Raw genomic sequence first — 11,852 nt, 5'->3', positions numbered from 1 at the left:
TGATCAGTATTGCCCATAATATGCGAAAATTGGCAGCCAGGTAGGCTACCAATTTTTTGTTTTTTCGTTTTTATTCGATTTGCAGCTAATTTTTGGGGCTGTTTCCAAATTCTTTAGAGACAGCCCCGTTTTTTTTATTGCACGAGGGTGCAAACCGGTAGATAAAAAAATCCCGGGCATAAACCCGGGATCAATTTGGCTGGGGATGGAGGATTCGAACCCCCACATACGGATTCAGAGTCCGCTGTCCTACCGTTAGACGAATCCCCAATGCTTCAACGGAAATAGTTTACCACGAAGGAATCGCCTTGTCTAGGTTTTTCCGAGAGGTTATTGTTGACTCTCCAGCAAGGTTATTGCTAGTTTCAAACGGCTTAAAACCTTCTCTTTCCCAATGATTTCCAGGCTTTCAAACAGCGGCGGGGTTACTTTGCGCCCGGTGGCAGCCTGGCGTAAAAAGCCAAACACCTGCCCTGCTTTCAAACCCATCTTCTCCACCAGTTCGCGCATCGGAGGTTCCGCTACAGCCGGCGCAAGAGACGGCAGGCCGGACAGCACTTCATAACAATTTTTGGCAATAGCCAGGGTCTCCTCCAGGGTTGTCTTCTTGGGAATCAGGTCTTCCAGCACCAACTCAATATCCTCATCAAAGAGAAAACCAGCCACTTCCACAGCATCGTCCAGCGTAACCAGACGTTCCTGAATAATCGGCGCGACTTGCAGCAACTGATCATCGGTCAGCGCGTATCCACCCTTTTCAAAGAAAGGCTTTACCTGCTCGGCTAACACCGGCACAGGAAGACTGCGGATATGAAGCCCATTGAAATGATCCAGCTTTTCAAAATTAATCGCCGCCGGAGATGGATTTAACTTTTCAAAACTGAATTTTTCTATCAAGTCATCCATCGTAAAGAATTCGGTATGGTCGTCGTAGCTCCAACCCATCAAAGCAATCCAATTCACCACGCCTTCTGGCAAGTAACCTAAATCCTTAAAATCATTCAGAAAAATGGAATAGCCTTCTTTATCCAGGTCCACCGCGTCGCGCTTGCTCATTTTCCCTTTGCCGCTCGGTTTGAGGAACACCGAAAGGTGAATAAAGGTGGGCATATCCCAGCCGAAGGCTTGATAAATCAGATGATGCAGCGGAAAGGTGGGCAGCCATTCCGACCCTCGAATCACATGGGTAATCTTCATCAGGTGATCATCCACCATTGCCGCCAGGTGATATAGCGCCAGCCCATCCGATTTGACGATGATGTAATCATCCAACTGCCGGTTCTCAATGTTAATCTCACCCCGCAGCAGATCTTTGACTGTGGTTGTTCCCTCTTTCGGGGTCTTAAACCGCACCACATACGGCTCACCGGCCGCGATTCGCGCACTGGCCTCCTCGGGGCGCAAATTGCGGCATGTTCCGTCATAATGCGGCATCTCTTTATTGTGTAATTGCTGCTCGCGCACAGCCTGCAATCGCTCCGCAGTACAGAAACACGGATATGCAAAGCCCTTATCGATTAACTCGCGAGCATACCGCTGGTAAATCTCTTTCCGCTCTGACTGACGGTAAGGCCCATAGGGCCCTCCCACATCCGGCCCCTCATCCCAATCAATGCCCAGCCAGCGCAAGCCGTTGATCAACTCTTCTTCCGCGCCCGGCACATAGCGTTTTTGGTCGGTGTCTTCAATCCGCAAAATGAATTGTCCGCCCGTTTGTTTGGCGATTAAATAATCATATAAAGCCGTTCGCCCGCTGCCTAAATGGACGCGGCCGGTTGGTGAAGGAGCAAATCGTACACGAACAGGTTGCATTGCATCTCCCAAAGTTAAGTTTTCAGGTCAAAACTCTTTCGCCTTGCCACAACGCTCTCCACCAGCCCAATGCCAAAAACAAGCGACACCAAGGAACTGCCCCCATAACTGATAAACGGCAAGGTTAACCCCGTTACCGGGATAATATTCAAATTTACGCTGATATTCACCGCCGCCTGAAAGAAAATCAAGGTTGCGAAACCATAGGCAATCAGCGCACCAAACAAATCATTGGCCAGACGCGCCGCCCGAAGGCAGCGAATAATCACAAAGATCAGCAAAGCCAAAATAACCAGAACACCGACAAAACCAAATTCGGCCGCCATTGCGGAAAAAATGAAGTCGGTATGGCGCACCTTCAAAAAGCGCAGCTGCACCTGCGAGCTGTGCCCGTAGCCCTGTCCAAAGAATCCACCCGAGCCAATAGTGATCAGCGCCTGATCCACATTGAAGGTATTTCCATGCCGCGCGTTTGGGTCCGGAAACAGGAAGTTGAGCACGCGCATCTGCTGGTATTCCTCCAAAAATGGGAAGGCGACCAGCGGCAGAATTGCTCCCAATATTCCAAACAAGACCAGGTATTTGGGCGGCAGACCGCTCATCCACAACAACGCAAACCAAATCACAAACAACACAATCGACGTGCTCAGGTTTGGCTGCAGGAAGATCCAAACCACCACGCCAGCCGTCAATAAAAAGCTGTTAGCAATCCAGCGCAAATCGTGCGGCTGCTTTTGTGTTTTGTCAAAGTAATTCGCCAGCACCAGAATCATAACGATCTTGGCCAGCTCGGCCGGTTGCACCACAACCAAACCGGTATCCAGCCAGCGTGCCGCACCGAAAGAAGCCAGGCCAATTACAAACACCAGCAGCAAAAAGAAGACAGTAAAGATATACATCAGGCGGGTAAGCGATTGCCAGTAATGGTAATCCATTAAAGCGGTTCCCATCATGATCACGAAACCAATCGCTACAAAGGTCGCCTGGCGGGTGTCATACCCCGCTAATTCCTGGTTGCCCGCGATCGCTGAGCGGATCATCACGATCCCAAATATACTCAGAAAAACGACGGTCCCCAGCAGCCAGAAATCAAAATTTCGCCAATACTCTCTATTCATGGGTAAAAAAACCTAAACGCTGTTACGGCACGCTTATCGGCGACGTGGAGAAGGATTGAGCGGGATGTCCGCTACCAGACGCTCCTCACGCCCATCTTGCGCAACAGCGATATTGACCGCCGAAGGATCAATATCAACATACCTACTGATCACGGCCAGCAATTCATTTTTCAGCGCTTCAACCGCCTTCGGTGAAAGTGAGGTGCGGTCATGAATCAGCACCAGTTTCAACCGTTCTTTTGCTTGAGAAGCGCTCTTCGGTTTTTCCGACAGCAGCTTATCCAGCCAGTTGGCCATATCACTCCCCTCCAGGGCGCAGCATCATCGATAATCGCTGAATGAAATCCACTTTCTCCTGTAAATCCATAAAGGGCACCTGCTGCCCTAAAAGGCGTAAGGCAATATTGCGAAAAGCCTGCCCGGCTTTCGACTTCGGATTGGTCACAATCGGCTGACCGCGGTTGGTGCTCACAATCACGTTTTCGTCTTCAGGCACAATACCGATCACCTCAATCGCCAGCAATTCCACAATATCTTCCGCGTTGAGCATGTCGCCACGCTTCACCATATTGGGATTCAGACGGTTGATGATCAACCTGGCCGGGCCTTTTTCTTCCGCTTCCACCAGACCGATAATGCGGTCTGCATCTCGCACGGCTGAGACTTCGGGGTTGGTAACCACCAACACCTTATCGGCGGGAGCCACTGCGTTGCGGAAACCGCGCTCAATTCCGGCGGGCGAATCAATAAGGATAAAGTCCATTTCGTCCCGCAGCTCATCGCACAGCCTCACCATATCGCTTGGCGAAACTGAAGACTTGTCGCGTGTTTGCGCGGCAGGAATGAGGAATAAGTCTTCGTAATGCTTGTCGCGAATCATCGCCTGCCGCAGCCGGCAGCGGCCTTCCACAACATCCACCAGATCATAGACAATCCGGTTTTCCAAACCCATCACCACGTCCAGGTTGCGCAAGCCAATGTCGCCGTCTATGCAGACAACTTTCTTCCCATTCGCGGCCAACGCCAATGCCAGATTTGCGGTAGTGGTTGTTTTTCCTACGCCGCCCTTACCAGATGAGATTGTAATTACGGTAGCTGTCATTTTCCTCTCTCTTTTACGTTCCAGTTTTCTGCAACCACCTGGCCATCCGAAATATACGCCACTTCCGGTTGCGGGTTCTTCTTCTTTTTCACATTCGCCGCGATTACATCCGCAATCCGCAGATGAGTAGGGCTCATCTCCAGAGCGCAGATCATCGCCTGCGCATCTCCAGCACATCCCGCGTGAACCATCCCGCGCAGCCGCCCCCACACAACAATATTCCCACCAGCGATTATTTGCGCCCCCGGGTTAACATCCCCAATCACCACCACATGCCCTTCCGTCTCAATCCGAAAACCCGACCTCAGCGTGCGTCTCACCATTACCGCGCTGTCGCCCGCTAATGATGTGTCCAGAGCTTTTACCACACGGTCAGGCTTCGGACTGGACAACCGTGTAGCCAGGCCCATGTTTTGCGCCGAGCGTTCTGTTGTGGGCGAATCGCTGATCACTGCCCACAGCGACACACCGTGATCTGATAATTTATCACGCAAAGCCCCTAATTCGGCCGCGTGCAAAATATGCGATCCCACTTCCAGCGCGATCCGCGCCCCCTTGAAAAAACTCTCCTTTTGCTGAATATGGTTCAGCAAAGAAGCTTCCACGTTTTCCCATGGGCCGTCCCCCACACTCACGTGCAGGCCTTCGCGGATGCCTTTAATTTGCACTTTCACAAGGTTTTCTTCGGTCATATCAATGGGCTTTTCCAATTGGTGTGATCATTTATTATATCAGGTTGGCCACAGCGCGGCTATTCTGTTGTACGACCGCTATCAATATCCTTCAGTTCAAAATACGCTTCCATCACCGCGCGCACAATTGGGGCCGCCACGCTGGCGCCTTCACCACCATTGTAGACAAACGCCACTACCGCGATTTCCGGGTCTTCATAAGGCGCGTAGCCCACATACCACGAATGAGTCGGCCAGTTACCCGGTTTGCAGAGGTCTTTTTCTTGGGCCACATTATCGCAGTACTCAGCAGTTCCCGTCTTCCCCGCGGCCGGAATCTCAAATCCTTCAAACGGTCGTTCAGCCGTGCCGCCCGTAACTGCCAGGCGCATGCCTTCTTGCGCTGCCCGCACAACAGATGGATCAACGACTTTGAACTCGCCGGTGGGGAAGTTGTTCTCATCATAGATTTCAATCATCGGGTCTTTGGTAATATCCCATAGCAGAGTCGGTTCAAATGGCTGTACCACATTTCCCTCAGCATCCAGCACATCGTGCACCAGGGTGGGTTTCATATACTTGCCGTCATTCGCCAAAATGGCAAATGAAACCAGAACCTGCAGAGGCGTGGAAAGCACATATCCTTGTCCCATCGACGCGATATACGTGTCGCCGGTCGCCCAGTTCTCACCCACATTCACACGCTTCCAATTGGGGTCTGGCACCAGACCAGACATTTCACCTGGCAATTCAATCCCGGTGGGCGCTCCGTATCCCAAGGCCTCGGCGTATTCTTTCATGCGCCAAACACCCAGGCCTTCTTTCACTTCGTCGCCAAACCCACCGCTGATTTTGTAAAAATAAACATCGCATGAATAAGCAATTCCATGCTGAAAATCGACCATGCCGTGCCCGGTTTCTTGCCAGCACACATACTCGCGATCTGTGCCGGTCTCATTGACAGAATATTTCTGCGTGATGGTGATTTTCCCCGCGTCCGGGCATTCCAACTGCTGCGACTCACTAACTACTCCCTCGTTCAAAGCGCCCACCGCCGCAGCCATCTTATACACGGATCCGGGGGGGTGCTCGGCTGAAATGGCATGATTGAACAATGGCCGGTTTTGGTCTCTGGATAATTGTTCGTAGTAATACGCGGGGATAAAGCGCCCCATGCGGTTATTCTCAAAACTGGGGTAAGAAACCAGCGCCAAAATCTCACCCGTCTGAGGGTTAATTGCGATTACCACGCCGTTGGAAGAGCGAATTTCATTGAAATAGGTATTCCAGAACTGAATTTCGCCTTTAAGTGCCTGTTTCGCGGCATTCTGCAGGCGCGTATCAATTGTGAGGCGGATGTTGTATCCGGGCACAGGGTCTAGTGGTGGTTCAAGGTCGCGCATAATCTGGCCAGCGCCATCCACTTCAACGATCCGCTCGCCATTCTTCCCAGCCAGCAAATCATTCAGAGACGCTTCCACACCCGAGTACCCCACTTTATCCCGGTCCGCCACAAAACCCTGATCCTCATAAAATTCAACATCCCGTTCAGGAATGGGCCCCAAGAAGCCGATAATTTCTGCTGTAATTTCACCCGTCGGATATTCGCGCACCGGCTCAATCTCAATTCCCACCCCCGGCCAATCATTCGCTTTTTCCTGAACGATCATGGCCGTCTCGCGGTCAACATCGCATTTAATCCGCACCGGATCGTAGGGCGCGTTCGTAAAGGCGATGTAAACCACCTGGGTAATGCCAAAATCTGTAGCGCATGGCTTAAATGCTTTTACCTTTGCCTCGTCTTCAATATCGCCGTTATTGACCGGCACCTCTACCAACTGAGACAACTGACGATAAATCTCCTGCGTGGCACCCTCATCATCCGGCAGCAGCGCCGGGGTGATCGTTACATTGTAAGCAGCCAGGTTGCGCGCCAGCACAAAATCATTGCGATCATAGATGACGCCGCGTTGTGTCTGAATGCTGATCTCTTCCCGCCGGTTGTCTTCTGCGCGGGTTAAAAAATCTTCGCCTTGCACAATCTGCAATTGAAACAAGCGCAGCACAAAAAAGCCAAAAGCCGCACACACAATCCCAATAAACAGGCTCATGCGCCAGCGCTCAATATTTCCACGCAAAATGGGTTTATTCATACCACTTCCTCCACTGGGTAAACAAAACCCGCCAGATCTGTGAACAGAGCATATAACGGTAAAACCAATAAAAAGTTCAGCAACATACTAGGGACAGTAACCAGGTTGAACCCTTCGGAAAAAGAAATTGGCGAACCAGAGATTTGCAAAGCAAAAATCGAGGCCAAATTTTGCACCAGCGTGGAGACCGCTGTGGCAAGAAACATCGCCAGGATTGGTGATTGCCAGACTTGCTGTTTCAAAAACCAGATGAAAAACGCCGCAAAGAGATATCCAGCCACCACAGCGAAGACCGGCAAAGCGCTCACAAAACTGGTCATCAAGCTGGCAACCACCACCCAAACCCACAGGTCTTTCACTTGCTCCTGCATCCCCCATGCAATCAAAACCATCAACACCAAGTCCGCGGAACCGCCAATAAGCCGCAGACGGCTGACTGCGACCATTTGCAGCATCAGGGCTGCCAAAAGAACCGGGATGGAAATCAGTTTTCGCACTGTATTTTGTTAAGGGGTTTCTACTGGAATGAGTGGTTCGATATTCACCGGGCGGAAGTTCGTAATCACCAGAACCGCCCGTAAATTGCTGAAGTCCACTGCCGGCTGAACGGATGCTGATTGGAACAGGTCCGTTTCCTGCTTCCGCACGGTAATTACCTGCCCAACCACCACATCACCGGGGTAATTGGCGCCCAAACCGGAAGAAAGCACCAAATCACCGGTTTGGAGATTAATGTCTTGCGGCACCATCGACAGATTCACATCCCCGGTGAGCGAGCCCGTCAGCAATGCTTCCGTTTGCGCTTTTTGCAAGCGAATGTTGATGACAGAGGAAGGATCGGTAATTAATTGTACGCGGGAAGCAGACGCGGTCACGGCGTCAACCCTCCCAACCAGTCCCTGCTCGGTCACCACCGGCATACCGTGACGGATGCCGTCATCCGAGCCGTGATCAATGATTATGTAATGTAAAAATGGACTCGGGTCTTTGCCAATCACAGAAGAAGCGACATATTCATTCTCAGGCCGCTTCCTGGCAAAATCCAATAACGCGTACAGCACCTGCGCTTCGCGTAATTGTTGCTGCAATTCAATGACCTGCGTTTGTAAATTGGAGACTTGGTTTTCCAGTTCAGCATTGCGCTGTCGAAGCGTGGCAACATCCCGTGGAACGGTTAAAAACTCATATAACGCATTAAACCGGCTGGCCATCCATGCTTGTGCGGATATGACGGGTGAAAGCGCATTATTAACCAATGGGCTTAAGAACCCGCTCAATGCTAAAAATATCAAGCCACCTGCAATTAGCAGTACAACCGCAGTCTGCCAATTGAGTGAAAAATTGTTTTTCATGCCTTACATACCTGCGAAAGGGAAAGACATTTCAAGAAATTTGGCTCTTTAGCGGGAATTTCTTCGGTCTAAACTGACCAGGAAATCCCGATAGGTGTCCAGATTTTCCAGAATGATACCCGCGCCTCTTGCTACACAGGTCATTGGGTCTTCAGCGACCCAAACGCGTAGATTCAGCTCATCCGCCAACCTTTCCACCAGCCCCTGTAATTGCGCGCCACCGCCCGCCAGGCAAATACCGCTTTCGATCAGGTCGGCAACGATTTCAGGGGGGGCTTCATCCAAGGCGTCTTTAATGGTATCGACAATCACTTGAATGGAACCGGATATGGCCTCACGAATCTCAACGGAAGAAACCTCAATGGCTTCAGGCAGCCCGGTTACAAGGTTGCGGCCACGCACCGTCATGGTTTTTTCTGTTGTCAGTGGGTAAGCCGACCCGATTGTGATTTTGACCTGCTCCGCCATCCGCTCGCCAATAAACAAATTGTACTTATTGCGAATGTAGGTGATAATGTCCTGGTCCAGTTCGTCGCCGGCTACGCGCAGCGAACGAGAAACGACAATTCCACCGGTAGACATCAACGCCACCTCGGTTGTGCCGCCGCCAATATCCACGATCATTGTGCCGCGCACTTCCGAAATTGGCAGTCCGGCCCCTAACGCCGCGGCGCGAGGCTCCTCAATCAAATGCACTTCGCGCGCTCCTGCCGCCATTGAGGCATCCAGAACCGCCCGCTTTTCCACTTCTGTGGCGCCGGAGGGTATACCAACCACCACTCGCGGTCTCGGCAACGGTACGATGGTTTGCTGGTGCGCTTTACCAATAAAATAACCCAACATCGCCTGAGTGATTTCAAATTCAGAAATCACACCGTCCCGCAGTGGGCGGATGGCAATCACGTTCGCGGGCGTGCGCCCAACCATTTCTTTGGCACGCGCCCCAATCGCCAGCGGTTTCCGCGAGCGTTTTTCAATCGTTACCCAGGAAGGCTCATTGATCACAATGCCCTTCCCATGCACATTCACCAGAGTATTTGCTGTGCCCAGGTCAATCCCAATATCCAGGGAAAACAACCCCATCAGCCAGCTTAATGGATTAAATGCCAAATTGATTCTCCTTATTGCATCATCGAGATAGCATATTGGAAATAAGGATATGGATTGAAAAATTATACCATATACCCATTTTCATCCAACCAGCCATCCCAATGCATCCGTAACGCGATTCAGTCTCTCCAAACATAACGACCCTCGCTGCTTGACATCTCTTCGGGTCAGTTATATAATCCTCAACACATTGCGGGTGTCGCCAAGTGGTAAGGCAGTAGCTTCCCAAGCTACTATTCGTGGGTTCGAGTCCCATCACCCGCTCTCCAACGAGCCATCTAGCACGGCTCGTTTCATTTTAACACCAAGCCGGTCTTCACGCGAGAAGGTTTTCACGGTAGGCTAATGAAAGCCCGACTCAGAGAAAAAACCACCCATCCAGCCAACGCCAGGCCCACCAGCGAAACCACAATTTCAATCACACCAGCACGCACCGCCTGCTGGTACAACTGCTGATGATAATCAGAATCGCTTTCTGGCCCGTATAAAATCGCAAACACTCTTCGAATCATGTTGAGACCCACCGGCACAACCAGAAACAACATGCAGAAAGCGAAAATAGAGTTCATTCAGGCCAATTCATCACAACGGATCTTGAATTCAATTATACAAAATGTCGCATCAACTCGTCTTCCGCGCCCGATGGTTTATTTGCCAGCCAGCCAGGATTAATAAAGCGCACCCAACTAGCGCCTCTATGCTGCGGCCAGTTCCCATATCTGCGCGGAAGAAAGCGTGAACAATAGCAAACCACCCGCCCAGCAGCACAGTCCCGAGGAAAGCCTCACCGGCAGGGCTTTTTCGCCGCAGCGCATGCCGCCCCAGAAAGCCGACAACCGCGAATCCCACCGCCCAATACAGATTGGCCGGGTGTGTCAGCCCACCTGGAAGAGACCCGCCGGAGGCTAATAGCGCGCCCCGCACGGGGAACACCCCTTCCGCCTGCCAGGCCAGCCCAACCAGCGCCAGCCAAAAGGCAAACCCCGGTGAAAGCGCGTCCAACAATCGCTGAATCGGCATTTCTTTGCGCTGCGCCAAAACCAACAGCCCAAAACCACCAAACAGCAACCCGCCTTCCAGACTCAACAGATACGGGCGCGGACTCACCACAGACAGCGGATTCTCGGCAAACAGATTCGGGTACTGCAGCACATAGGCCAGCCTTGCCCCCACCAGTCCCAGCACCACCGCCAGGGTGACCACCCGGCTGACCTGCTTTGAGTCGAGGCCGGTTTCTCTGGCGCCGCTTTCCGCGGCTTCCGAAAAGATCCAGAATCCCAAAATCCATAAGAGCGGCACGGTGGGCAGGCTGAGCGGCCCAATTTGCAGTATCGGCAGCATTAGTCCACCTCGTCTTTGAGCATTTCTTCGATTGCAACATGAATAACCGTTTCATTTAACGGCCCGCCAATCATCACGTCCGCGATTTCTCCATTTGCGCGGATAAAAAATGTGGTTGGCATAGCCCTCACCCGGAAGTTCCGCGCGCTATCACCCTCCATATCGAACCAGATCGGAAAAGTGACGCCCTGTTCTTCCACAAAATCGAGCGCAGCCTGCCGGTCGTCCTGGCTGGTCGCGTTCAAACCAATCACCATCACCTCCCCGTCTGGGTATTTTTCTGCAACGGCCTGAAACGCCTTCATTTCCGCCCGGCACGGTGGGCACCAGCTCGCCCAGAAATTCAACACCACGGGTTTGCCTGCCAAATCCTCCAGGCTCACACTTTCACCTTTAGCGGTGATCGCAGACACCGCCGGGGCCACTGCGCCTTTCACCGGCGCGGCTGGCCGGTTTTCATCAACCGCCTCTCCGTCCAAAACAATCAATCCGGTCAACAAAACGCCAATCCCGATGAACAGCAGCAGAACTAAAGGTTTGCTTAGATGGTTCAAGGCACATTCCCTTTCGCTTTGATTATTTGTTGACAATGGTAATCCAATATATTATAATTCAAATACCCTCCCCTGGGGGGAGGGGTATAAGGATAAAAATGCTATGCATCAAAAAGATACGGTTGTTCGCCGGTTGAAAACCATAGAAGGGCATATTCGCGGCATCAGCCGCATGGTGGAAGAAGACACCTACTGTGTCGATGTCCTCAATCAGATCAACGCGGTTCAGGCTTCGCTGAATAAAATCAGCAACCTGATTTTGGATGACCATCTCCGCCACTGCCTGACCACCGCTGTCCGTGGAGATAACCCGGAAGACACAGAACGAGTGCTCAAAGAAATCACCCAGCTTTTTGAAGCCGCGACGAAGGTCTAATTTTCCTGAGAGGAGAAATTCGAAATGAATACCATTACTTTGCATATCCCCGGCATTTCTTGCCACCATTGCATTCACACCATTAACACCGAATTGGCCGACATGGAAGGTGTGAAATCAGTCGAAGCGTCGCTCGATAGCAAACTGGTCACCGTAACGTTCGAGCCGCCAGCCAGCGAAGACCGCATTCGAGATTTGTTGGTCGAGATCAATTATCCTGCAGAAGCCTGATCTCCATTGGGATTGAAACAATACACCCTTCA

General features: G+C 51.6%; 14 protein-coding genes and 2 tRNA genes. 3 read left to right on the top strand and 13 right to left on the bottom strand.

The features are described from left to right. Nucleotides 1-196 precede the first annotated feature (196 nt). From ADN00_RS02305 to mreB, 10 genes are all read right to left on the bottom strand, one after another. A tRNA-Gln gene (locus tag ADN00_RS02305) sits at nucleotides 197-270 on the bottom strand. Between the two features lie 60 nt (nucleotides 271-330). After that, nucleotides 331-1,812 carry a glutamate--tRNA ligase gene (gltX, locus tag ADN00_RS02300; protein WP_075061339.1) on the bottom strand — a complete coding sequence of 494 codons (1,482 nt, stop codon included), beginning with the start codon at nucleotides 1,810-1,812 and terminating at the stop codon, nucleotides 331-333. Between the two features lie 14 nt (nucleotides 1,813-1,826). Continuing rightward, nucleotides 1,827-2,930, bottom strand: coding sequence for an FtsW/RodA/SpoVE family cell cycle protein (locus tag ADN00_RS02295; protein WP_075061338.1), 1,104 nt, complete (start codon nucleotides 2,928-2,930; stop codon nucleotides 1,827-1,829). A gap of 33 nt (nucleotides 2,931-2,963) precedes the next feature. Beyond that, nucleotides 2,964-3,227 (bottom strand): cell division topological specificity factor MinE, encoded by a 264-nt coding sequence (gene minE, locus ADN00_RS02290; protein ID WP_075061337.1) that lies wholly within the window; start codon nucleotides 3,225-3,227, stop codon nucleotides 2,964-2,966. 1 nt (nucleotide 3,228) lies between these two features. Next, complete coding sequence (minD, locus tag ADN00_RS02285) at nucleotides 3,229-4,032, bottom strand: septum site-determining protein MinD (RefSeq protein ID WP_075061336.1); 804 nt, start codon at nucleotides 4,030-4,032, stop codon at nucleotides 3,229-3,231. Further along, a complete protein-coding gene (gene minC / locus ADN00_RS02280) occupies nucleotides 4,029-4,724 on the bottom strand; it encodes a septum site-determining protein MinC (protein ID WP_075061335.1) in 696 nt (231 codons plus the stop codon). Before minC ends, minD begins: the two co-directional genes overlap by 4 nt. A gap of 59 nt (nucleotides 4,725-4,783) precedes the next feature. After that, nucleotides 4,784-6,856, bottom strand: coding sequence for a penicillin-binding protein 2 (gene mrdA / locus ADN00_RS02275; RefSeq protein ID WP_075061334.1), 2,073 nt, complete (start codon nucleotides 6,854-6,856; stop codon nucleotides 4,784-4,786). Continuing rightward, nucleotides 6,853-7,353: a hypothetical protein gene (locus ADN00_RS02270; protein ID WP_075061333.1), complete on the bottom strand. Its 501-nt coding sequence runs from the start codon at nucleotides 7,351-7,353 to the stop codon at nucleotides 6,853-6,855. Before ADN00_RS02270 ends, mrdA begins: the two co-directional genes overlap by 4 nt. Before the next feature lie 9 nt (nucleotides 7,354-7,362). Further along, nucleotides 7,363-8,208: a rod shape-determining protein MreC gene (gene mreC / locus ADN00_RS02265; protein ID WP_075061332.1), complete on the bottom strand. Its 846-nt coding sequence runs from the start codon at nucleotides 8,206-8,208 to the stop codon at nucleotides 7,363-7,365. Nucleotides 8,209-8,256: 48 nt separating this feature from the next. Continuing rightward, a complete protein-coding gene (mreB, locus tag ADN00_RS02260; protein WP_407944710.1) occupies nucleotides 8,257-9,318 on the bottom strand; it encodes a rod shape-determining protein in 1,062 nt (353 codons plus the stop codon). 192 nt (nucleotides 9,319-9,510) lie between these two features. Here mreB and ADN00_RS02255 point away from each other — a divergent pair. Continuing rightward, a tRNA-Gly gene (locus ADN00_RS02255) sits at nucleotides 9,511-9,582 on the top strand. A gap of 68 nt (nucleotides 9,583-9,650) precedes the next feature. Here ADN00_RS02255 and ADN00_RS02250 read toward each other — a convergent pair. The 3 genes from ADN00_RS02250 to ADN00_RS02240 are packed head-to-tail and all read right to left on the bottom strand — an operon-like array spanning nucleotide 9,651 to nucleotide 11,213. Beyond that, the gene (locus ADN00_RS02250; RefSeq protein WP_075061330.1) at nucleotides 9,651-9,887 is read right to left on the bottom strand and encodes a hypothetical protein; all 237 of its coding nucleotides are present in this window, start codon (nucleotides 9,885-9,887) and stop codon (nucleotides 9,651-9,653) included. 52 nt (nucleotides 9,888-9,939) lie between these two features. Further along, a complete protein-coding gene (locus tag ADN00_RS02245) occupies nucleotides 9,940-10,659 on the bottom strand; it encodes a prolipoprotein diacylglyceryl transferase family protein (RefSeq protein WP_075061329.1) in 720 nt (239 codons plus the stop codon). After that, nucleotides 10,659-11,213: a TlpA disulfide reductase family protein gene (locus ADN00_RS02240; protein WP_075061328.1), complete on the bottom strand. Its 555-nt coding sequence runs from the start codon at nucleotides 11,211-11,213 to the stop codon at nucleotides 10,659-10,661. Before ADN00_RS02240 ends, ADN00_RS02245 begins: the two co-directional genes overlap by 1 nt. 103 nt (nucleotides 11,214-11,316) lie before the next feature. On the opposite strand from ADN00_RS02240, the gene ADN00_RS02235 reads away from it, so the two are divergent. Together ADN00_RS02235 and ADN00_RS02230 are read left to right on the top strand one after the other, a co-directional pair. Next, nucleotides 11,317-11,589 carry a metal-sensitive transcriptional regulator gene (locus tag ADN00_RS02235; RefSeq protein WP_075061327.1) on the top strand — a complete coding sequence of 91 codons (273 nt, stop codon included), beginning with the start codon at nucleotides 11,317-11,319 and terminating at the stop codon, nucleotides 11,587-11,589. A gap of 24 nt (nucleotides 11,590-11,613) precedes the next feature. After that, entirely contained in the window at nucleotides 11,614-11,820 is a 207-nt protein-coding gene (locus tag ADN00_RS02230; RefSeq protein ID WP_075061326.1) for a heavy-metal-associated domain-containing protein, read from the top strand. Nucleotides 11,821-11,852: the final 32 nt, after the last annotated feature.

Source organism: Ornatilinea apprima, from assembly GCF_001306115.1.
GTDB classification, from domain to species: Bacteria; Chloroflexota; Anaerolineae; order Anaerolineales; family Anaerolineaceae; genus Ornatilinea; species Ornatilinea apprima.
This window is presented reverse-complemented; position numbering and strand designations above follow the sequence as displayed.

Bases quoted from the DNA above. Each gene is read 5' to 3' on its own strand.
- gltX (WP_075061339.1), bottom strand. From the start codon at position 1,812: ATGCAACCTGTTCGTGTACGATTTGCTCCTTCACCAACCGGCCGCGTC.
- ADN00_RS02295 (WP_075061338.1), bottom strand. From the start codon at position 2,930: ATGAATAGAGAGTATTGGCGAAATTTTGATTTCTGGCTGCTGGGGACC.
- minE (WP_075061337.1), bottom strand. From the start codon at position 3,227: ATGGCCAACTGGCTGGATAAGCTGCTGTCGGAAAAACCGAAGAGCGCT.
- minD (WP_075061336.1), bottom strand. From the start codon at position 4,032: ATGACAGCTACCGTAATTACAATCTCATCTGGTAAGGGCGGCGTAGGA.
- minC (WP_075061335.1), bottom strand. From the start codon at position 4,724: ATGACCGAAGAAAACCTTGTGAAAGTGCAAATTAAAGGCATCCGCGAA.
- mrdA (WP_075061334.1), bottom strand. From the start codon at position 6,856: ATGAATAAACCCATTTTGCGTGGAAATATTGAGCGCTGGCGCATGAGC.
- mreC (WP_075061332.1), bottom strand. From the start codon at position 8,208: ATGAAAAACAATTTTTCACTCAATTGGCAGACTGCGGTTGTACTGCTA.
- ADN00_RS02250 (WP_075061330.1), bottom strand. From the start codon at position 9,887: ATGAACTCTATTTTCGCTTTCTGCATGTTGTTTCTGGTTGTGCCGGTG.
- ADN00_RS02245 (WP_075061329.1), bottom strand. From the start codon at position 10,659: ATGCTGCCGATACTGCAAATTGGGCCGCTCAGCCTGCCCACCGTGCCG.
- ADN00_RS02235 (WP_075061327.1), top strand. From the start codon at position 11,317: ATGCATCAAAAAGATACGGTTGTTCGCCGGTTGAAAACCATAGAAGGG.
- ADN00_RS02230 (WP_075061326.1), top strand. From the start codon at position 11,614: ATGAATACCATTACTTTGCATATCCCCGGCATTTCTTGCCACCATTGC.